The sequence below is a fragment of the Vibrio hepatarius genome (genome assembly GCF_018860525.1).
GTDB lineage: Bacteria > Pseudomonadota > Gammaproteobacteria > Enterobacterales > Vibrionaceae > Vibrio > Vibrio hepatarius_B.
Genome location: NZ_JAHKPM010000004.1, coordinates 91035 through 111483 on the forward strand (window position 1 = coordinate 91035; position 20449 = coordinate 111483).

Consider the following 20449-nt stretch of genomic DNA (forward strand, 5'->3'; position numbering starts at 1 on the left):
TGAACCATCGGTTTCAATATTGTTCAATCTTATTGAGATGGTTTTCCTTAAAATGGATGAAAGCCTGATTTAACGCCAACTCTTTGATAGGTTTAATAATAACATAGTCTGCACCCACATTTAAAAAAGCGCGTTTTGTATCTTGCATTCCATCGGCTGTACAGGCGAAAATAGGTGTGCCTAATTTCATATCTTCACGAATTATTTTCGTCGTTTCTATACCGCCCAAGTTAGGTAACTGATTATCCATTAGGATCAAATCAATATCATGCTGCTGTTTTAATTTTTCAATCGCATTGTAACCATCTTGAACCCATATCACTTTCATACCGTATTTTTCACAAAACGCTTTGGCTATAAATGCGTTAGTGTGGTTATCCTCAACCAAAAGAACATTAAGCGCTCTTTCAAACAAGGTTGAAGGTTCAACTAATATATTGGCTTCAACTTGCTCTGTAGAAACAACCAATTCGATAGGAATTGATAGATGTAAACACGTTCCCTTACCTATAGCGCTCTCTATTTCAATTTGGCCATCCAACATTTCGACTAAGCTATGAACAATAGCAAGGCCAAGACCACTACCACCGTATTCACGAGTTGTTGTAGATTCGGCTTGCACAAAAGGTTCAAAAATATGAGTTATTCGCTCCTGTTCTATACCGATACCAGTATCTACTACACTTATATTCAAATAGCATCCAGTTACCTGTTTAAGGCACTTTATTGATACCGTTACACTACCTTGATGGGTAAACTTGATAGCATTACTCACCAAGTTAAATAATATTTGATTAAGCCTAACTTGATCACTATGGGCAAAAGTCGTGTCACTCAGATTAGTAATAACCTCAAAGCTAACTCCTTTCTCTTCACAGAGTGGAGTATAGATTTTCTCTACTGCACTCACTAACTCTACTAAACGAAAATCAACAGACTGCACATGAAATTTACCTTGTTCTATTTTCGAGAAATCTAGAATATCATTTAATACGGCCAATAGGTGTTCGCCGCTGTTACACAGCACATCAAGGTGCTCAACATCTTGAGTATCAGATAATTTACCTTTAAGTAACTGTGAAACGCCTAAAATACCATTAAGCGGGGTTCTCAGTTCATGACTCATTTTAGCTAAGAAATCAGATCTCGCTTTAGCCGTTTCTTCCGCTTCCCTTCTCGCAGCAAGACTTTGCACTTCTGCTTCGACAAAGCTCGTCACATCTTGTCCTTGAGCCAACACATTGTTGGTTCCTTTGTCTATAAAGATCGGTGACAAGTTCCAGCGATATGTTTTCTCTCTTATAGATATGTTAATGCCCTTTAACGCGGCTCCTTTGGCACACAACCGTATATGGGGGCCAAGTTTTTCAATTAAGAGATGGTAATCCCCTTTTTCAATATCATTATTAACGAGAAAGCTTCTTTCTGCAGCAGGGTTACTCCTCAAAAGCTGACCACAGGAATCCCACAAAGTCATTGGTGAAAGAGAGAAGTTGAATAAGTCAGCAAATTGTTTTTCCTGTTCGTGAAAACGTTGAAAAGACAATTCAAAAGAAGAACCAATCTGATCAAATTCTTCTATATGAGACCCTGGGAAACGGTTCATCCCTTTCGTTTCGACGGAATTCTCAGTGTAATTCATGAGTTTTAAAAGCTCTTTTGAAACTCGCTTACCAAGCCATAAACGGCCGTATACCGCAATCAAAAAAAGCAATACCACAGCGATTGCAACCCACATATAATGGCTCCGAACTAAAATGACGATAGGTTTATTGTCTTGAATGGTATAAATAGACAAAAAAGTAGGCACATCACTAATTGTTAAATCCGTTTTAGAAACCATGTATTTACTTGCAGTAAAATCCACTGCAGATTCTTCCAGCCACTCAATATGGCTTAAGTCAATATCTTTCGTACTCGATGCAATGACTTCTGATCCTACTGCAAGTAGAACTTGATCAGCATTACTCCCTCGAAGCACTGCATTCATTAAAGAAAAATTATTGTTCAATACAACCGCAATGTGTAAAAAACCTAGCACTTCTCCTGAACCCATATTTATAATAGGGACACGGCGCACCATCAGGTATCGAGTTCCAAGTAACGAAGGAGTTTGTGATAAGTGCCAGCTTCCTCCTGTAGTCATATCTTGACTGATGTGCGATAACTGCTCCATTGATAAACCATAGAACTGATAGTTTGCGTCGTCCCATAAAATTTGAGAGCGTTCAGTAATAAAACGAAAGTCAGGAGCGAGTTCCGGAGAACCCTGATCAATACCGTTAAAAAAGCGTGCCAATCGATTGGTATCTGAAGTAACAAAAGCTTCAACCAAAGAGCCATTTCTACTGTAACTATCTTGCTGTATTTCCAGAGCTTCGAGCCTAAAGTTCAAAATCTGTTGTACTAAACTTTGGGTCTGTAATTTAGAACGCGCCACTTCTTGAGAAACAACCTGGCGATTAACTTGGTAGTTCTGAAGCACTACAACCAAAGACAAAACCGCTATGGTAAGAAAGATGGAGCGTGTAAGTAATGTGGCTAGACGTTTTTTAGTCCCTCGCCGAGCTAAAAATGACATTATTAATCCGAATACCTAAAAGCTCTTTGCTTTAATTTGTCTATTTTAAAATGACTATCTGTTTTTAACACAAGTTCAAAGTCCCCAGAATAAACATTGGGTGTCTCTTTACCTTCAAGGTCCCATTTTATTGCTTCAGCCATAGCAACCCCAGTATCATCATTCATTCTCATTGCAGTGACATCTAAATCACCTTTAGCGAGTGCATCAAGCTCTGCACTACCTCCTCCCCAACCATTGACGATAATATCCTCCCGATTTAACTCCTTAAGTGCTTCTGCAGCGCCAAGAGCAACATCAGTCGAACACGCATAAATAAATGAAATCTCAGGATCTTTTTCTACGGCTTTGATCGCAGCATTGAATCCAGATTCTTTGGTCGCTGTCGTATAAAAAGATGAAGAGAGTTTGTAAGAATCATGATGGCTCATCTCTTCAATAAACGTATCACCACGAGCATCACTGACATACCCTTCAGAGAAATATAAAACAGAGTATCTACTACCAGTTGGAATACGTTTTTTATAGTAATCTTCAAGTAAGCGCGTCCCTTTCACATGGTCAAAACCAACATACATAAATGGCTTTTGGTCACCCCAAGCTCTTACAGGTGTAGTGATATTTTGTAAAATGAGTTTAGTGTCGCTTGAGCTGAGAACATTTTCAATAAACTTGCGATGGCGAGTGGTATCTAAAGTAAAAATTAAATAATCCGCTTTATTTTGTATTGCTTCAAGAAGTGATAGACTTTGCTGTCTAACATCTAGATTAGGTCGAGTAAAAACCTGTTTTATCTCATAGTTGATACCCAATTCGGTAAGACGCGCTTCTAATGCTTTAATATTCCTTACCCAATAATCTGACACTTGCTGTCCGGGATACACGACTGAAATAGAAAGGGGGGTCGATTGCTTAGCAGAAATTGGTACAGCTTGCCTTCTTACTGCATCAGCCAAAGCCTGAGTCAGAACCTTTTCTTCTGGATTAGCGTCTAGATACTCATCATATTGCCAGTACCCATTGAGGACTTGAGTCGTGTGTGCGTAACTCGGCAAAGTTAAAACGAGAGTCATTGACAAAAGCATCACCTTTAGCATCAATTATCCTTTCTCATAAAAATATTTTTATTACTTCGTATTTTACATAGGGTGCCCCTACCTTTCGAGCTGATTTAACCACTGTTTGTAAGTTTTTATCTTAAGCAGAGAATGTGCGGCAAATATTTTATACAAATTGAATAACTAGCCACATAATCTCTGCATTAACAACTCAAGACTAGAAAGTAAATGCCAAATTCCCTGATAAGCCATATTGATTATCACCAGCATAGCTACCTGCTAAATCAAAGCTCACTAGATCGCCTGGGCTGATACCAACCCCAAGCGTTACTGAATTATCAAGTGTATTTTCTAGGTCAATTTCATAGCCTACCCTGAGTTGAGCCCAACCCATCGCGTTACCTTCCACTCCAAAGCGTAAAAATTGAGTATCATCATTTTGATCGGTAAATCTTTCTTGCTTAGTGAGATCGAAATCGGTGGTGGCTGTAAAATATTCTAGTGCATAGGCCCCAGATACCGTAACCTGAGTGTTCAACTTATATGTACTGACACCTCCAATATCTAACGTTTGAAGTTCTTGCGAGAATAAATCTTTCACAGCAATTCCGGCACGTAACTGCTCATATAACCATACTGCACCAAGGTCTATGTTAAAGGCATTTTTTTTCGTTTCACTTTTGTCGTAGTCTTTGATATCAAAGTCTTCAACAGTAATTGCTTGTTTGTATGTTCGCATGGTTTGAAACTTAGGAGAAATCCCAACAGAAACATCCTGTCCTAGAAAGTTCACCCGTTTAGCAATCGCCACACCAAACTCACCGTAGCCAAATGCGATTACATCAACACTCGAGTTCTCATAACGAGTTTGAGTATCCGTCGAACTTGAAATATCACTCTTCGCGATAACTTCGGCGTACCCACGAGTAAATATATTGGTCGACAGAACATCAACAGGCAATGCAACTGCGGCAACGACACCACCGTTAACTCCCAACGGCTTATCATCCGAAATTTGATCTAAATAACTATTCAACCTCGCTTCTGCAGCAGAGTCTGAGGAGTTTACTTTAAAAGCTTTGATCTCATCTTGAAGCTTATCCACGGTATCTAAGGTTTCATCCGTGTCTCTCAGTCTTAAACCCACACCAGGGAAAAGTACGCCAAATTTATCTGAATCTCTATGAATAGCAACCAATGCAGGATTATAAAAAGGGGCCAACAGATAATCTGCCGACGTAACACCGGTATTGCCCATGCCATTTCCACGTCCATCTGGGACAACCGTTGCCGCATTCACCACAATAGCAATCCAAGCTATCGACCACATTAAAATGGCTTTCATTAAAAGTTTCATATCCATACCAACCTTATTTAAGTTCTATTTCAAGGTTAATACAGATTTAAACTATTTGATGGGCAATCTATTTAATATCAACTACATGACATGAAATTTGTGGTAAAGATAAAAAATTGATTGATAAATTATCGAGATTACAATTCTGTTTCATTACTGGGTGAACGGACTCTAGCTAACTGGACCCTCTTCAATATCGATAATATCATCTAGCAATACTGCTCCACTTATCAGTTGCTCTTTCTGAGATTTTGATAATTTCTTAATACGATATTCATATTTAGATGCCATTGAACGGCTTTTACCGATGGTTTGATACCATTCAAGTATCAAAGGTGTTTTTCCTTTGAGAGATTTAGCGCCAGTACCTTGGCAATGCTGTGCATAACGACGGAAAACATCTGTTGTTATGCCGCAATATAGAGCATTTAAGCGTGTCCGGATCAAGTATACAAACCATATAGAACACGGCTTAGTTGTTTGTTTAGATGGCATTTAGGAGGACAAACCTACCACTTGTTGACGCAATGCCTCTAACTGCGTTTTTAATTCAGCAACCTCAAGTTCCAGTGCGTCGATCCTTTTTATATCAGATTCAACATTGCTGGAATGAGAGTTCGACACTACAAAACTTTCAATATCAACCTCTCCACTAAACAAATGCATATAACGAGATTCACGTTTGCCGGCTTCCCGTGTTAGTTTAACAACTAAGGATCCGTCACTTGGTGATGCCATATTTTCTAAGATTGACTCGACTTCTTTTACATCACTAAAATCTGCTAATCGATTTGTACGGCTACGTAACTCGCCAGGTGTTTGAGCTCCACGAAGCAACAAACAGCAGACAATCCCTTTTTCTTGAGCTGTTAGCTTTAAGTCGCCAAATTCGGTATTGCAGAACCTGTGTTGAAACTTACTAGCTCGACTATTAAACCCGCTTTCGTCACTAACAAGCCTGCGAGCAATCAACCCATCAACAGCTTGTTGAACATCAACTTCAGATAATGTCATAACAGGTTCACGATTGCTTTTTTGATTACATGCACTGGTCAAACTATTGAGGGTCAATGGATAATAGTCCGGTGTGGTAACTTCCTTTTCGATTAAACAGCCAATAACTCGAGCTTCTATATCGCTTAAATCTATATTCATTATCATATCCTTAGTCACATCTTCCTAGTTTAGTGTTCGGAAAGAGCCGATGGTTTTTTTATATTACCATACTCATCAATCATAATGATTTTTCTACGATTTAACTCAACTTCTGTCAATTCCTGACACCGACGTTCTTTACGGTATGCCTCAACAATCTTACTTGTTTGCGGGGACAATTCAGCCTTCTCAACTTTCGGGACTACAATACTGGACATTCGCATAAACGTTAGCTTTTATTTTTATTAATAACGAAATCATATCCTGACTACCACTTATGCTCAATCACTGTATTGGCTTTTTGGTGTTAAACTAGTCATCATTATAGAGTTGTTGATCTTAACCCTGTTATCGGCAGAAATGTTGTGGTTTAATCATCGACAGTTAAAGGTAAGCAAAAGCAGGAATGACACTTATGAGTGGAGTATTTGAAATCGTAGCTCAGGCTCGCAGAAAAAATAAGCTAAAGCGTGAACTGCTCGACAATGAGAAAAAAGTTCGTGATAACCGAAAGAGGGTTGACCTTTTGGATAACTTGATGGATTACATCAAGCCTAATATGACACCTGATGAAATTATCACCATCATCAATAATATGAAAGCAGATTATGAAGATCGCGTAGACGACCACATTATCAAAAGTGCGGAAATCTCCAAAGAGCGCCGTGATATTAGTCGACGTATCCGTGAACTTACTGAAGAAGACAAGCAAGTATTACAGGGTAAAAAGAAGGCTTAAATTGCCTTATTTAAATGATGCCCATTTACACCGTGGGCATCATTTATATTATAATCTTTTCAATAGTTTAATCGTCTTCATCATGCATCTTTGCCCACACTTGAGCACATTTCACAGCACGCTTCCAACCCTTGTAACGTCGGCTGCGTTTCTCTTCGTCATGATGAGGTACAAAAGTCTTATCGATTTCAGCTTTATCAGCAACTTCGTCTAGACTACCCCAAAAACCTACCGCTAAACCAGCAAGGTACGCAGCGCCCAATGCGGTTACTTCCGTGACCTTTGGACGAAGCACCTGAGTATCAAGAACATCAGATTGAAACTGCATTAAGAAATCATTGGCAACCGCACCACCATCGACACGAAGAGCTTCGAGTTTGATGTCAGAGTCTGCTTGCATTGCATCTAGCACATCACGTGTTTGGTAAGCAATCCCCTCTAATGTTGCTCGAATAATATGGTTTGAATTAACACCTCGAGTCAAACCAACAATGGTTCCACGGGCATAAGCATCCCAGTAAGGAGCACCAAGTCCAGTAAACGCAGGCACAACATAAACACCATTAGACGTATCAACCTTAGTGGCAAAATATTCTGAATCTTTAGCATCCGCTAGCAGCTTCATTTCATCTCTTAGCCACTGAATAGATGCCCCACCCATAAACACTGCTCCTTCAAGTGCATAGGCAGGTTTACCCGTTGGTCCACAAGCCAATGTGGTCAGTAGTCCATTTTTAGATGTCACTTTTTCTTGGCCAGTATTCATCAACAAGAAGCAACCTGTACCATAGGTATTTTTTGCTTGCCCTGCATTGACACACATTTGTCCAAACAGTGCTGCTTGCTGATCTCCTGCGATCCCCGCAATCGGAATTCGAGTTCCCCCTTTACCGCCAATATTGGTTTGTCCATAAACCTCTGATGATGTCTTAACTTCTGGCATCATAGATAAAGGTATGTCCATTTCTTGCAGCAGTTTTTCATCCCACTGAAGTGTATTTATGTTAAACAGCATGGTTCTAGAAGCGTTGGTATAGTCCGTTACATGGACACGCCCTTGAGTCATCTTCCACAATAACCACGTATCTACTGTTCCGAACAAGAGCTTACCGGCATTCGCATCTTCACGAGCACCCTCAACGTTATCTAAAATCCACTTAATTTTTGTGCCAGAAAAATAGGGATCTAACACCAGACCTGTATTCTCCTGGACGTATTCTTCTAGATTTCGGCTTTTCAAGTCTTCACATATAGCCGCTGTGCGTCGGCACTGCCAAACAATAGCGTTGTAGACTGGCTTGCCTGTGTCTTTATTCCAAACTATGGTGGTTTCACGCTGGTTAGTAATACCTATACCCGCCACTTCATCACTGCGGATCCCAGATTTGCCCAAGACTTCAACTAAAACTGAACTTTGCGTGGCATAGATTTCCATAGGGTCATGTTCAACCCAACCCGCCTGAGGGTATATTTGAGTAAACTCACGCTGAGAAACACTGACAATGTTAGCATCATGGTCAAGTACCACTGCACGGGAGCTCGTCGTTCCCTGATCAAGCGCGACAATATATTTTGGCTCAGTCATGATAATTTCCTTTTATTTCAATACTTATATCAATAGATTTTAGTGTTACACGTGGGCTTCTTGATTCTCTTCAGTATCATCACACTGATTAGGGATTGTGCAGCCAGTGCCCGTATTCGGTAGATATTGTGCGATAACTTTAGGGTATGCCCAAGCACCAAAACACGCGCCAGCAACTGGGCCAAGAATAGGAACAATAAAATATGGGATGTCTTTAGCACCAGTCAGCGCATAATCCCATCCAGCAAAGTAAGCAAATAGCTTTGGCCCAAAATCACGTGCAGGATTCATGGCAAACCCAGTTAACGGACCTAATGAACTCCCGATCACAGCGATAAGTACACCTATCAATAATGGATTCATAGGGCCGCGAGCAGCGCCATTATTCTCATCACCCAACGCCAAAATCGCAAACATGAGTACGGCCGTTATCACAAATTCAACAGCCAAAGCCCCAGAAAATGACAAAGAAGCATGAGGATAGGTTGAGAAAATACCAGCAGTCGCAAGAGCCTCTTGGCTAGAGCGAACAAAACCATGGGTGATTTCATAATCGATAAACAAATTGCTGTACAAACTATACACCAATGCAGCACTACAAAACGCCCCAAGCATTTGAGCGATGATGTAAGGCACAACCTTAGCTTTATCAAAGCCATGAAACGCTGCCAATGCGATTGTAACTGCCGGATTAATATGTGCGCCAGATACGCCTGCTGTACAATAGATTGCGATTGCCACCCCAAAGCCCCAGACTACACTGATTTCCCATTGGCCAAACTGAGCACCTGTTAGTACTAAGGCTGCTACACAGCCCACACCAAAGAAAATCAGCAATCCTGTCCCTATGAACTCGGCAATACACTCTCCGAGCAAAGTGGGTTTTCTATCCGTCATAGTAAGAGTCCTTGTTTATATTAATGGGTACGATTGGTTTTGCTATGATTGCGATTGGTATTCTGCATACCTGACTGCCATATGAAACGCTCCCGAGCCATTAATGAGCGTTCGAGCACACTTTGTTGCATTTATGTTCTCTGATTTGTTAATTAACTCTACTTTTTATTCTCTTAACCAACCATTGTTAGTCGTAAAGAGGTAAAGTTAGCTATATGTGCTCTCTCGCCATAAGTTAAACTTACCGAGTAGATAGGTACCAAAGTATTAGGTTTATCAAAAAATTAACGACTCAATTATTAACTAATTGTTGTTTGTTGATCCATTGAGTCTATTACTATGGCTATAACGTGAACCATCCATTAATGAACAAAAACGAAGATTAACGAAAGAGATTTCAGTCAGATTGAACAATTTCTTGATATGAATTAACGATAGTTAAGGTGGTCATTGAGAATAGATTGAAGTGCACCATTTGCTTTTATAGCTTTTAAACCCTCGTTAAACAACACCATATTGTATTTGCTTTGAGGGTTCGATTTTGGCATTAACAAGTGTACAGAGTTGGTAAACAAAGGCTTAGGGTGATAACTAAACTCTGCCCTTTTATCAGCTAAACCTTGTGTTTTCAGCACATAATTGAAGCTAGTAATATACAAAGGCGCAAGATCAATGGATCCATCGACAAGCTTCTTCACATTCTCTGTCTCATCATATACCCGGATGACCTTGATCTCCCCACTCTTTTCAGCGGCTTCAAAAGCATCACCATAATAACCACCAATTAAAGCACTGATAGTGTATCCCTTAAGATCGCTGACTTTGCGCCAGCTAAACTCACGTTTATTGTTATAAAAAAAATGAGCATTTATTTTATACACAGAGTCACTGATCAAAAAATCATTCTTGTGTGCTTGGTTGTACTCCCATAACGCGGCAGCATCTGCTTTACCCTCTGCTGCATAATCGAAGGCTTCCTTCCATGTGTTCATTTGCTGGTACTCAATCGCCACTTTTTGGCTTTCAAACGCTGCGCTTACAATTTGTGCATTAATGCCAAAACCAGGCAAATCTTTTGAGTGATAAGGAGGGTATTCACTGACTGTGATAATCAGTGGCTTAGCGACAACTACTGAAGATGAAAAAAGTAGTAGAAAAAGAAGCAAAAAAGATTTAATTATATTTTCTAAATAGTCAGGCATCCGCTTCCCATATAAATCACTAAAGGAGTTGCTAAAGCTTACAAATTAAAGTTTAGCTGTGGCTTTAATGAAGCGCGAATTTATCTCTGATTAGAGACAATGAACAATACTTCAACACGGCGGTTACAAGCTTTCCCCGCTCTGGTGTTATTTGAGCATGCAGGGAGGTACTCACCATAACCACGAGTAAAAATAGCATCCATTGCGACATTGTTACGAATGAGCTGTTTTTTGACCGCTTTGGCTCGTTTCATCGATAAAACGTCATTACGAGACGGCGGACCCGTATTATCGGTATGGCCATCAATTACAATGTCAATCCCTGGTTGGGTGGCTAAATAACTAGCCATTTTATTAATCCAATAGGCTGAGCTGGGCTTGACCATCGAAGACCCAGTATTAAATTTAATCGTATCAGTTAGCTTAACCATCAGATGGTCGCCTGGTAGCACTTCATGATCAACACCATTTTTCATCAAAAAGCTCTGTAAATCGCTGTCACTTACAGCTCGGCTTCGCCCCATTGGTCCCATAACACCGCTCTGTGAAACTATTTTTGGCGCATCTCCCCAAGTCGGATATCGAACCTGCATGTCTGATTTGGGCGCAGTTTCTAACATGTCATCGGACAAATAACGCATTTCTTTTGCAAGGTTCCCACAACCTGTGAGCAACAAGAGAAGAGGCAAAGCAAGGTATCTCATCGATCCACCATTTCTTTTTTGTTTCGATACAACATTTATATCGGCGAATTGGGAAATACTTTAATTATAAATGCAGACTTTGTTTTTGACACAAAGTCTATTCACCGACTGTTTTTTTCCCTGTCATGACAAGGTAGAATCAACCACTTCAGACTTATACATCTCACTTGATGGTAAAGAGTACCCACTATGAAAAAAATACTGGCCTTTATTGGCTTTAGCTTGATGGCCCTACTGGTGGGCTGCAGTAAGAGTGACCTTCCTCAAGAAGGAAAGCAGTTTGAGCGTTTACCCGCTGATTTGTCCGAATATCAGCTCCCCGTCGTTACTGAAGTTTTTTCACTTAACTGTGGACATTGTGCGAATATGGAATCAGCTCTACCGCAACTTGAATCAATGACCGATCAAACTTTCGGCAAACTGCATGTCATATTTGATCAAAGCGCACAAGTCAGTGCCATGATTTATTACAGCGCACAAATTCAGCTAGGGACAACACCAAGCCATGAGATGATGAAAGCTATATTTGATGCCGTGCAAATGGGTAATGGTTCAACCGCTCAGCAACAAAAACAAGCCATCAATAAGGTGTTTAAACAACAAGGGCTATCCAGTCCTGAGCAATTAGGTGAATCGCAGCAAAAAGCCTTGTTCACGGAAATGCAGAAAGCCGCTCAGATCTCGCAAAAAGGCCAGATTAATGCCGTACCCGCCTTTATCGTCAAAGGTAAATACATGGTACTACTTGCTGGGCATAAAGATCTCGATGGCATTGCTAACACCATCAACTATCTAATACAACAACCCTAACAATTATGGAAAGGTCCCATGTCTAAAATTATTATTCCTATCGTCATCTTGGTTCTCGCGGGTTTTATGATTTACCGTACTCTGGTCACAGGTAAGGCGGGGGAGGAAAATTTTGCTGCCGGCCAAGCATTTCTGCTCGAAAATGGCAAGCAAGACGGCATTATTACCACAGAGAGTGGGCTGCAATATAAGGTACTGTCAAAAGGTGAAGGTACATTGAATCCAAGCCCAAAAAGCAAGGTCAAAGTGCATTACCATGGCACTCTACTCGACGGAAGCGTATTTGATAGCTCAGTTGAGCGCGGAGAGCCAATTTCGTTTGGGTTAAACCAAGTTATCAAAGGTTGGCAAGAAGGCTTAACATATATGGTTGAAGGGGATAAATTTCGCCTTTTCATCCCTAGTACATTGGCTTATGGGAAAAATGGCTCAGGCCCGATCCCACCTTCATCAACATTGATCTTTGATGTTGAGCTAATAGAGATACAATAATGATAATATGCCCCTTTCATACATATTAAGGATATGAAAGGGGCATATTTAGGCCATCAAGGCAGCAATAAATCTTATCAGGCCACCTCTCCAACTTCTCGCTGTAAATGTTTAGCTAAATACTTGCGAATGAAGCTAACGTCCGCTTTATAAAAATCATCGATTGGTAAATTACCTAGAGAGAGCCAATGAAAAGTCTGCTGGCGGCTTGAGTCTTGCGCTCTTGGCTCATCAGCTGCACTGGCATGTAGCACCACATAATAGATACGGCCACCGTATTCATTAATATCGCTATAGGTTGCAACGTGAGATAAACCGCTCATATACGTTTCTTCGTATAGCTCGCGGATAGCAGCGTCAGTACCCGACTCATTGGTTTCTACTTCCCCGCCGGGGAACTCAAACACCATACCTTGGTTCGAGCGATAACGTTCTTGGATCAAAACCTTACCTTGTTTGATGACCACCGCCATCGATAAATACTTCATTAAAGACTCCTTGAGAATAAGCAGACATTATCGGCTGAGCGACAAAAACGGGGACAAACGACGAGTAATAGGCTGCCCTTGCGATGTTACACCGTTATCCAAGCCGCAAGGTTAGCGGAATAGTTCACTGAGTTCTGATACTGCCTTCAAAAAACACGATATCCATAACAAAAACGGCACCTTGAGGTGCCGTTAAATGATGACTTTTACTTTTAAACCGCTTACTTGTGCTTTTTCTGCACAAACTCTTTACTCACATCCACAATCGCCACATCCGTGACAAAGCTTCTTCCCAGTAACAAGGGATATTTGAGATGGGTACGATCGGCAAGGGTAAACTCAGTTTTTTCTTTCAAATCGCCCAGTTGAACCCAAGATTCCACCACAGCGCGGCGCTGAGATTTTTCCGAGCTGGACTGACGAACCTTAACCCAGCGCACAACGGGCAATGCCATCTGTTTGCTCTTTGTCCCATCATGCTCAATGTTAAATTTAACCCAATCTTGCCCGTCACGTTCAAACTCAACTACATCAGTCGCACTTATTGAAGAAGTGGTAGCACCTGTATCAATACGGGCTTTAAAATTCTCTTCAAACCCAGGCACATACACCCATTCCTGCTGGCCTAAAATCAACTTACCATCGGCGGTTTTTTTCGGCTGAGGTTTAGGTTTAACGGGTTTAGGTTTTTCCGCCACTTGGCTATTTTTATCGGCTTTAGAGCTATCAGATTCGCCTTTAGGCTGCTCGACAGCGGGTTTAGTTTGTGGCTCTTTCGGCTGCTGACTTGTGGTGGAACAAGCCATTAACCCTCCACTTAATAACATGGCTACCAAAGCCTTTGACATTTTATCCATTTTATCACCTAACTTTCTAACACCATATTTATAACAAAGGGCCCACGTCAATGTGGGCTTTGGCACAAAATCTAAGAGACCTTCACTATCGCATCAGCGACATAAGCAATGTCTTTTTCTGCCAAACCAGCGATATTAATTCGACCATCCGTCACACCATAAATGCCATAGTCTTCACGCAGTTGTACCATCTGCTGCTGGCTAAATCCTAGCATAGTAAACATGCCTTTGTGGCTCTCGATAAAATCAAACTGTGACGTGTTATGGGTATTACGAAGCTCTTGACACAAGGTCTGTCTCAAACTGGCCAATCGCTGTTGCATCTCGCTGAGTTCTTGTTTCCATAGCTTAGTCAACTCTTGGTTTTGTAACACAGTTTTCACCAACGCAGCACCATGATCTGGCGGCGTTGTGTATGTCGCGCGAGCTAGCGTCAGCAATCTTCCTTTAGCATTACCTACGTCTTGTAGCGACTTACCAATCACAAACGCGGCACCAGTTCGCTCTCTATAGAGGCCGAAGTTTTTCGAGCAAGAGGTGGTAATCAGCATTTCTTCAACATTATCAGACATAAAGCGCAGCCCCTGAACATCTTGCTCTAAGCCATCACCAAAGCCTTGATAAGCCACATCGACAAACGGCACAAAGCCATTTTTTTGTGCAAGCTCAGTGATGGCTTGCCACGTAGCAAAATCAATATCTGCGCCCGTTGGGTTATGGCAGCAGCCATGCAATAACACTACATCATTTGGACCAGCCTGAGCCAACTCTTCCAGCATATGACTTGTATCAACTTGCTTGGTTTGCGGGCTAAAGTAGGTGTATTGTTTAACCTTCAAGCCCGCCGCTTCCATTACCGGTCTGTGATTGACATAACTTGGGTTAGACAGCCACACACAAGTATCAGGCTGAGCAACTTTGATTAGATCGCCCAGCATTCTTAGCGCTCCACTTGCGCCAGGAGTCTGTATGGCCGCCACTCTCTCCGTAGCAGAAGTACCCGACAAAAGCAGGTCAATCATACCTTGATTAAACTCCTCACATCCCGCCAGGCCAACATACGCTTTGGTTGTTTGCGATGCGACAACAATATCTTGCGCTTGAGAAATAGCCTGCATTATCGGGGTTTGGCCAGCGCTGTTTTTATACACGCCAACCCCTAAATCCACCTTGTGTTCGCGAGGATCACTGCGAAAAATACCAGATAATGAAAGAATAGGGTCTAAAGCGGGTGTCGGTAGATGAGAAAACATGTGACGAAATAATCCTTTGCTATGTTGATTGCAACGCTCAACTTAGCATCGAACCTAAAAATGTCGAAATAAAATTTTAACCTCGACTCACATTACCGAGGAAAAATCACCGCCAAGGTACAATGAAGGTTATCAGTTAAGCATTCTCCCTTTCTCTGACCTTAAGTAAAAAGCCCCGCTTGTGCGAGGCTCAAAGCTAAGTAGTAGATCTAATAGTGTAAGCCGCTACTGGGTAAATATCGGCAGCTGTTCCTCAGTCAATATGCTGTCTTTAGCAAAATCGGTATGCTCAGTCACTTGGCTAACATTCCAATTGCTTAAGTCTTGTGAAAAGATGGCATTGTCTTTAAACATCTCTTTCATATTGGCGACACTTGACGTATCCAAATTGCCGATATCTTGGTTAAAAGCTTTTGCTTTTTCAAACATCTTTGTCATATCAGTTACATTAGATGTATCCCAGTTACCTATATCCTGGTCAAAAGCTTTTGTCCTAGAAAACATGTTCCCCATATTAGTCACATTAGACGTATCCCAATAACCGATATCTTGATTAAAAGCATCTGCACCATAAAACATGGACCCCATATTAGTCACGTTAGAGGTATCCCAGTGCCCTATATTTTGATTAAAAGCATCTGCCGAAAGAAACATGTGCCTCATATCAGTCACATTAGAGGTGTCCCAGTGACCGATATCTTGATTAAATGAATTTGCCCCTGTAAACATGCGATCCATATACCTCACTTTAGAGGTATCCCAATGACCGATATCTTGATTAAAAGCATCTGCACCATAAAACATGGACCCCATACCAGTTACATTAGAGGTATCCCAGTGACCGATATCTTGATTAAAAGCCCTTGCCAAATAAAACATGGACCACATATTAGTCACGTTAGAGGTATCCCAATGACCTATATCTTGATTAAAAGCTTTCGCGTCTTTAAACATATAACGCATATTAAGCACATTAGACGTATCCCAATGACCTATATCTTGATTAAAAGCCTTTGCAAAATGAAACATGGCAGCCATATCAGTGACGTTAGAGGTATCCCAGTGACCTATATCTTGATTAAAAGCCTTTGCCAAATAAAACATACGCGCCATATTAGTCACAACAGAGGTATTCCAATGACCTATATTTTGATTAAAAGCATCTGCGCCATCAAACATGGACTTCATGCTAGTCACATTAGAGGTGTTCCAGTTGCCGATATCTTGATTAAAGGCTTTCGCTGCTAAAAACATCCAACCCATTGAGGTGACATTTGAGGTATCCCAGTGACCGATATCTTGATTAAAGGCTTTCGCTTTATAAAACACACTATTCATAGAGGTGACATTAGAGGTGTCCCAATCGCTGATATCGGCATTAAAGGTGGTTCTTTCGTAGAACACGCTATTCATCTTGGTGACTTGGGTGGTACAAAAGCCAATATGGCCTTTTTCTAGGTTGTCGAGCAGGGTTTGGTTTTTAATCAGGTCGTTGTCGACCACCACATACACTTTACCATTTTCCAGTAGCACGGAATTGACGGGCTGATCTGGGCATTTGACTGAAATATCGATGGCGTGCGCCTGTTGGCTGGCAAGTGCTGCTGCCCCGACAAGCAGTGACAGAAGGTTTTTTTTCATGGTTAGTTCCTAGGTTGAATAGACATTATTAACAGAAATTAGGATTGAAATTGCGGCAGGTAATAATCAGGTAGGCCGCTTTGCAGGGCGAAATCTTGATGGCGAGTGACCTTTTCCACCGACCAATTGGATAAATCTTGCTTAAAGCGCTTTGCTCCTTTAAACATGCGATCCATATTGGTCACGCGGCGCGTATCCCATTGACTGATGTCGTAATTAAAATAGGGTGATTGAGCAAATAAATCGCTCATATCAGTGACATGACTTGTGCACAACTCTATCTTACCGTGGATAAAGTTTTGCCAGTAATCTTCTTGGCGCAATAGCCCATTATCGACCACCACATATAAGCGCTCATCAATTATCACCACACTACCCGGAGGATTGGCATCACAACGAATGGAATGATCTTCTTCGGCAAAGCTGGCTGCACTACCCAAAGCCATGCAGGCTAGAATAATAGACGTTAATTTCATGATTGATATATTATTTATTATAATGAGTAGCAACATTATATTGCCGTAAATAATTAAAGTTAAAACTATTTTTTATCTTGATGCATTCCCAATATAATAATGATATTAATGTCACGCATGGGATGTAATTTAATGTTATTTAAGTCATTATGATGAATCATTAAATTGATAATCTTAATGAAAACTATATTGACATTCTAAAAGTTTACATTTAATCGAACACCTTATTACCCCTATGGCTTTTAGCTCCTACATTGCTCCTCATTTATATTTTTTACTCTATGACAGATTTAAATAACAAAGCCTCATGAATGTGAGGCTTTAGGCAAAAATAATAATGCGTAGAAAATTATCAACTACTGGGTAAATATCGGCAGCTGCTCCTCAGTTAATATACTGTCTTTGGCAAAATCCGTATGCTCAGTCACTTGGCTAACATTCCAATTGCTTAGGTCTTGTGAAAACCGAGTGGCTTGAGAGAACATCTCTTTCATATTGACCACATTGGAGGTATCCCAATGGCCAATATCTTGGTTAAATAAAAGCGCCGCGTTGAAGGCACCTGACATATCGGTCACCTTGGAGGTATCCCAGTGACCTATATCTTGATTAAACGCATAGCCGCCCAGAAACATTCGGTTTATATTCGTCACCTTCGACATATCCCAATGACCAATATCTTGGTTAAAGCGATAAGCTACCATAAACATTCCTTGCATACTGGTGACTTGGGAGGTGTTCCAGTGGCCTATATCTTGGTTAAACGCTTCTGCACCATTAAACATGTAGTCCATAGTAGTGACTTTGGAGGTATCCCAACTGCCAATATTCGCGTTGAATACGCCAGCGCCTTGAAACATGTTATTCATGTTCGTTACATTGGCGGTGCCCCAATGACTGATATCTTGATTAAAAGCATCCGCTTGATAAAACATGCCAAACATATTGGTCACTTTGGATGTATCCCAATGACCGATATCTTGATTGAAAGCTTGGGCTTTATGAAACATAGACTGCATGTCTGTGACACTGGCGGTATCCCAGTGGCCTATATTTTGATTGAAGGCTTTGGCGAAAGAAAACATTTGCAGCATATTGGTAACATTAGCCGTATCCCAAAAGCCAATATCTTGATTAAACGCTTCTGCATATAAAAACATCGAGTGCATACTGGTAACATTAGAGGTATCCCAGTCGCTTATATCCGCATTAAACGTTTTTCTATCATAGAATACCATATCCATATTAGTCACTTGGGTAGTGCAAAAGCCTACGTGCCCTTGCTCAAGTTTGTCCAGCATGGTTTGGTTACGAATAAGCGCGTTATCCACGACAACATACATTTGCCCTTTTTCGATTAGCACTGAATTAACCTGCTTATCCGGGCACTTTACCGCAATGTCTATGGCGAAAGCATATTGACTGATAAGAATTAATAAGCCTATAAATAAAGAATTGGTTTTTTTTGTCATTATTATTTCCTAGTTTGAATAGACGCTGTTGGAAAATTAAGAAGAAAGCTACTAAATAAGTCTTTTTTCAATTACATATAAATCATTAAACATTTATATCGATTATAACCGTTAAAAATACATTTTTTATTACATTTAATTTTAACTATTCAAAAAAGTAAACTTATGCCTCATCAAAACACGAACATAATGACTATGTTATCTGTTATTATAAATTTAAATAGTGGCGATTTATTTATGTGTTTTTATTAATGCCATATAATGAATTTTGTTTTAAACAATAAACAGCCTCACATTGGTGAAGCTGTTATGATGGAAGAATCGTAAATCTCTTAATGATTATGAGTATAATATCTCGGCTCCGGCTCTTTATTATCCAGCCAAGATGAATCAATAAAGTGAGGTTTTTGTACTGGCGCTAATGAACTACCAGTTGAAAATTGGCTGTAATTACTCACCCTAGCGACGTTCCATTGGCTTAAGTCTTGCGAAAAACTAACCGCATGATCAAACATTTGTTTCATATGAGTAACATTTGACGTATCCCAGCGACCAATATCTTGGTTAAACGAACCAGCACCAACAAACATTCGATACATGGAAGACACGTTAGAGGTATTCCATCGGCTGATGTCTTGGTTAAACTTTTGAGCTTTATAGAACATTTCATACATATTAAGTACATGTGAGGTATCCCAGCGGCCAATATTTTGATTAAACGTCTCTGCCCCGCCAAACATTGAATGCATCCATCTTACTTTAGACGTATCCCAGTAGCCAATATCTTGATTAAACCTTTTTGCCCCAAAAAACATCCAAGCCATTGTTCCCACGCTAGATGTGTCCCAATAGCCAATATCTTGATTAAATATACTCGCCCAAAAAAACATCGAGTCCATATTGGTCACTTTTGATGTATCCCAATGGCCAATAATTTGGTTAAACGATCTTGATCCGTAAAACATTTCTTGCATGGTTGTTACTTTTGATGTGTCCCAATGGCCAATATCTTGGTTAAACGCTTCAGCCCAATAAAACATTGAGGACATATCAGTTACATTTGACGTATCCCAATCACCAATACTGGCATTAAACTGTTTACGACCTTTAAATAAAGACTTCATACTGGTGACTTGGGTTGTACAGAATCGAATATTTCCTTGCTCCAGATTAACCAGTAAAGCTTTATTGCGTATAATGTCGTTATCAACCACAACGTACACCTGATCGTTTACTAACATCATAGAATTGATCGGTTCGTCTGGACATTTTATGGCGATATCAATCGAGTAAACACTGTGACTAGCAAGCGCAGCTGCGCCAAATATAACTGACGTTATTGTATTTATCATTTTTTTTCCTAGTACGTATCGACGTTGTTGAGAAAATACGAGGATGTGGATCAAGCAAACCACCCAATGCGCCAATAATTAAGCAGCACACGTCGTAAATTCTGTTCACGCGAGTCGCACCAGAAAACGTGCGTTTTATATTGGTCATAAGGTGAGAAGTGCTCTGACTAAAAACCTGTCTTTTATGAATAAGCCACTTATGTTTGTGACCTGACTACTACACACCATTGGTGCAGTTATGATTATTATTGTCGGGACAATTTAGAGTCCATTGCGCCACAGCAACAAACTACAGTTGTTATGTTTAAGCCGAACAAGGTAGTTTGTGGT

At 40.5% G+C, this 20449-nt stretch carries 20 protein-coding genes; 3 read left to right on the forward strand and 17 right to left on the reverse strand.

Features of this window, described 5'->3' with window-relative positions:
* Positions 1-13: 13 nt before the first annotated feature.
* From luxQ to KO511_RS00580, 6 genes are all read right to left on the reverse strand, one after another.
* Complete coding sequence (luxQ, locus tag KO511_RS00555) at positions 14-2581, reverse strand: quorum-sensing autoinducer 2 sensor kinase/phosphatase LuxQ (protein ID WP_215985577.1); 2568 nt, start codon at positions 2579-2581, stop codon at positions 14-16.
* A gap of 2 nt (positions 2582-2583) precedes the next feature.
* Complete coding sequence (locus KO511_RS00560; RefSeq protein ID WP_215985578.1) at positions 2584-3678, reverse strand: autoinducer 2-binding periplasmic protein LuxP; 1095 nt, start codon at positions 3676-3678, stop codon at positions 2584-2586.
* 178 nt (positions 3679-3856) lie between these two features.
* A complete protein-coding gene (locus KO511_RS00565) occupies positions 3857-4996 on the reverse strand; it encodes a conjugal transfer protein TraF (RefSeq protein ID WP_215985579.1) in 1140 nt (379 codons plus the stop codon).
* A gap of 171 nt (positions 4997-5167) precedes the next feature.
* Positions 5168-5491, reverse strand: a complete 324-nt coding sequence (locus KO511_RS00570; protein WP_171360725.1) for a GIY-YIG nuclease family protein — start codon at positions 5489-5491, stop codon at positions 5168-5170.
* Positions 5492-6151 (reverse strand): YceH family protein, encoded by a 660-nt coding sequence (locus tag KO511_RS00575; RefSeq protein ID WP_215985580.1) that lies wholly within the window; start codon positions 6149-6151, stop codon positions 5492-5494.
* 29 nt (positions 6152-6180) lie between these two features.
* A complete protein-coding gene (locus KO511_RS00580) occupies positions 6181-6375 on the reverse strand; it encodes a hypothetical protein (protein WP_171360727.1) in 195 nt (64 codons plus the stop codon).
* A gap of 191 nt (positions 6376-6566) precedes the next feature.
* Here KO511_RS00580 and KO511_RS00585 point away from each other — a divergent pair, with 191 nt between their 5' ends.
* The gene (locus tag KO511_RS00585) at positions 6567-6890 is read left to right on the forward strand and encodes a DUF496 family protein (RefSeq protein WP_125323065.1); all 324 of its coding nucleotides are present in this window, start codon (positions 6567-6569) and stop codon (positions 6888-6890) included.
* Between the two features lie 67 nt (positions 6891-6957).
* On the opposite strand, the gene glpK is transcribed toward KO511_RS00585, so the two are convergent.
* The 4 genes from glpK to KO511_RS00605 all read right to left on the reverse strand — a co-directional run bounded on the left by glpK (position 6958) and on the right by KO511_RS00605 (position 11278).
* The gene (glpK, locus tag KO511_RS00590; protein ID WP_215985581.1) at positions 6958-8475 is read right to left on the reverse strand and encodes a glycerol kinase GlpK; all 1518 of its coding nucleotides are present in this window, start codon (positions 8473-8475) and stop codon (positions 6958-6960) included.
* Between the two features lie 45 nt (positions 8476-8520).
* Positions 8521-9372, reverse strand: a complete 852-nt coding sequence (locus tag KO511_RS00595; protein ID WP_125323067.1) for an MIP/aquaporin family protein — start codon at positions 9370-9372, stop codon at positions 8521-8523.
* A gap of 428 nt (positions 9373-9800) precedes the next feature.
* Entirely contained in the window at positions 9801-10574 is a 774-nt protein-coding gene (locus KO511_RS00600) for a substrate-binding periplasmic protein (RefSeq protein ID WP_215985582.1), read from the reverse strand.
* An 80-nt stretch (positions 10575-10654) separates the two neighbouring features.
* On the reverse strand, positions 10655-11278 hold the full coding sequence (locus KO511_RS00605) for an OmpA family protein (protein WP_215985583.1): 624 nt from the start codon (positions 11276-11278) through the stop codon (positions 10655-10657).
* A gap of 189 nt (positions 11279-11467) precedes the next feature.
* Here KO511_RS00605 and KO511_RS00610 point away from each other — a divergent pair, with 189 nt between their 5' ends.
* Together KO511_RS00610 and KO511_RS00615 are read left to right on the forward strand one after the other, a co-directional pair.
* Positions 11468-12088, forward strand: coding sequence for a thiol:disulfide interchange protein DsbA/DsbL (locus KO511_RS00610; protein WP_215985584.1), 621 nt, complete (start codon positions 11468-11470; stop codon positions 12086-12088).
* Between the two features lie 18 nt (positions 12089-12106).
* On the forward strand, positions 12107-12580 hold the full coding sequence (locus KO511_RS00615) for an FKBP-type peptidyl-prolyl cis-trans isomerase (RefSeq protein ID WP_215985585.1): 474 nt from the start codon (positions 12107-12109) through the stop codon (positions 12578-12580).
* A 77-nt stretch (positions 12581-12657) separates the two neighbouring features.
* Here the strand turns inward: KO511_RS00615 and KO511_RS00620 are convergent, their stop codons facing one another.
* The 7 genes from KO511_RS00620 to KO511_RS00650 form a co-directional block, all read right to left on the reverse strand.
* Positions 12658-13068 (reverse strand): NUDIX hydrolase, encoded by a 411-nt coding sequence (locus tag KO511_RS00620; RefSeq protein ID WP_215985586.1) that lies wholly within the window; start codon positions 13066-13068, stop codon positions 12658-12660.
* Between the two features lie 221 nt (positions 13069-13289).
* The gene (locus tag KO511_RS00625) at positions 13290-13925 is read right to left on the reverse strand and encodes an ATP-dependent zinc protease family protein (RefSeq protein WP_215985587.1); all 636 of its coding nucleotides are present in this window, start codon (positions 13923-13925) and stop codon (positions 13290-13292) included.
* 71 nt (positions 13926-13996) lie between these two features.
* The gene (locus KO511_RS00630) at positions 13997-15178 is read right to left on the reverse strand and encodes an amino acid aminotransferase (protein ID WP_215985588.1); all 1182 of its coding nucleotides are present in this window, start codon (positions 15176-15178) and stop codon (positions 13997-13999) included.
* A 225-nt stretch (positions 15179-15403) separates the two neighbouring features.
* A complete protein-coding gene (locus KO511_RS00635) occupies positions 15404-16819 on the reverse strand; it encodes a BspA family leucine-rich repeat surface protein (RefSeq protein WP_215985589.1) in 1416 nt (471 codons plus the stop codon).
* Positions 16820-16857: 38 nt separating this feature from the next.
* Positions 16858-17295 (reverse strand): BspA family leucine-rich repeat surface protein, encoded by a 438-nt coding sequence (locus tag KO511_RS00640; protein ID WP_215985590.1) that lies wholly within the window; start codon positions 17293-17295, stop codon positions 16858-16860.
* Positions 17296-17651: 356 nt separating this feature from the next.
* A complete protein-coding gene (locus tag KO511_RS00645; RefSeq protein WP_215985591.1) occupies positions 17652-18767 on the reverse strand; it encodes a BspA family leucine-rich repeat surface protein in 1116 nt (371 codons plus the stop codon).
* A 332-nt stretch (positions 18768-19099) separates the two neighbouring features.
* Positions 19100-20119, reverse strand: coding sequence for a BspA family leucine-rich repeat surface protein (locus KO511_RS00650; protein ID WP_215985592.1), 1020 nt, complete (start codon positions 20117-20119; stop codon positions 19100-19102).
* Positions 20120-20449: the final 330 nt, after the last annotated feature.

What these genes read in the sequence shown, in the direction of transcription:
- luxQ (WP_215985577.1), bottom strand. Translation starts at nt 2,581, where the DNA reads ATGTCATTTTTAGCTCGGCGAGGGACTAAAAAACGTCTAGCCACATTA.
- KO511_RS00560 (WP_215985578.1), bottom strand. Translation starts at nt 3,678, where the DNA reads ATGCTAAAGGTGATGCTTTTGTCAATGACTCTCGTTTTAACTTTGCCG.
- KO511_RS00565 (WP_215985579.1), bottom strand. Translation starts at nt 4,996, where the DNA reads ATGAAACTTTTAATGAAAGCCATTTTAATGTGGTCGATAGCTTGGATT.
- KO511_RS00570 (WP_171360725.1), bottom strand. Translation starts at nt 5,491, where the DNA reads ATGCCATCTAAACAAACAACTAAGCCGTGTTCTATATGGTTTGTATAC.
- KO511_RS00575 (WP_215985580.1), bottom strand. Translation starts at nt 6,151, where the DNA reads ATGAATATAGATTTAAGCGATATAGAAGCTCGAGTTATTGGCTGTTTA.
- KO511_RS00580 (WP_171360727.1), bottom strand. Translation starts at nt 6,375, where the DNA reads ATGCGAATGTCCAGTATTGTAGTCCCGAAAGTTGAGAAGGCTGAATTG.
- KO511_RS00585 (WP_125323065.1), top strand. Translation starts at nt 6,567, where the DNA reads ATGAGTGGAGTATTTGAAATCGTAGCTCAGGCTCGCAGAAAAAATAAG.
- glpK (WP_215985581.1), bottom strand. Translation starts at nt 8,475, where the DNA reads ATGACTGAGCCAAAATATATTGTCGCGCTTGATCAGGGAACGACGAGC.
- KO511_RS00595 (WP_125323067.1), bottom strand. Translation starts at nt 9,372, where the DNA reads ATGACGGATAGAAAACCCACTTTGCTCGGAGAGTGTATTGCCGAGTTC.
- KO511_RS00600 (WP_215985582.1), bottom strand. Translation starts at nt 10,574, where the DNA reads ATGCCTGACTATTTAGAAAATATAATTAAATCTTTTTTGCTTCTTTTT.
- KO511_RS00605 (WP_215985583.1), bottom strand. Translation starts at nt 11,278, where the DNA reads ATGAGATACCTTGCTTTGCCTCTTCTCTTGTTGCTCACAGGTTGTGGG.
- KO511_RS00610 (WP_215985584.1), top strand. Translation starts at nt 11,468, where the DNA reads ATGAAAAAAATACTGGCCTTTATTGGCTTTAGCTTGATGGCCCTACTG.
- KO511_RS00615 (WP_215985585.1), top strand. Translation starts at nt 12,107, where the DNA reads ATGTCTAAAATTATTATTCCTATCGTCATCTTGGTTCTCGCGGGTTTT.
- KO511_RS00620 (WP_215985586.1), bottom strand. Translation starts at nt 13,068, where the DNA reads ATGAAGTATTTATCGATGGCGGTGGTCATCAAACAAGGTAAGGTTTTG.
- KO511_RS00625 (WP_215985587.1), bottom strand. Translation starts at nt 13,925, where the DNA reads ATGGATAAAATGTCAAAGGCTTTGGTAGCCATGTTATTAAGTGGAGGG.
- KO511_RS00630 (WP_215985588.1), bottom strand. Translation starts at nt 15,178, where the DNA reads ATGTTTTCTCATCTACCGACACCCGCTTTAGACCCTATTCTTTCATTA.
- KO511_RS00635 (WP_215985589.1), bottom strand. Translation starts at nt 16,819, where the DNA reads ATGAAAAAAAACCTTCTGTCACTGCTTGTCGGGGCAGCAGCACTTGCC.
- KO511_RS00640 (WP_215985590.1), bottom strand. Translation starts at nt 17,295, where the DNA reads ATGAAATTAACGTCTATTATTCTAGCCTGCATGGCTTTGGGTAGTGCA.
- KO511_RS00645 (WP_215985591.1), bottom strand. Translation starts at nt 18,767, where the DNA reads ATGACAAAAAAAACCAATTCTTTATTTATAGGCTTATTAATTCTTATC.
- KO511_RS00650 (WP_215985592.1), bottom strand. Translation starts at nt 20,119, where the DNA reads ATGATAAATACAATAACGTCAGTTATATTTGGCGCAGCTGCGCTTGCT.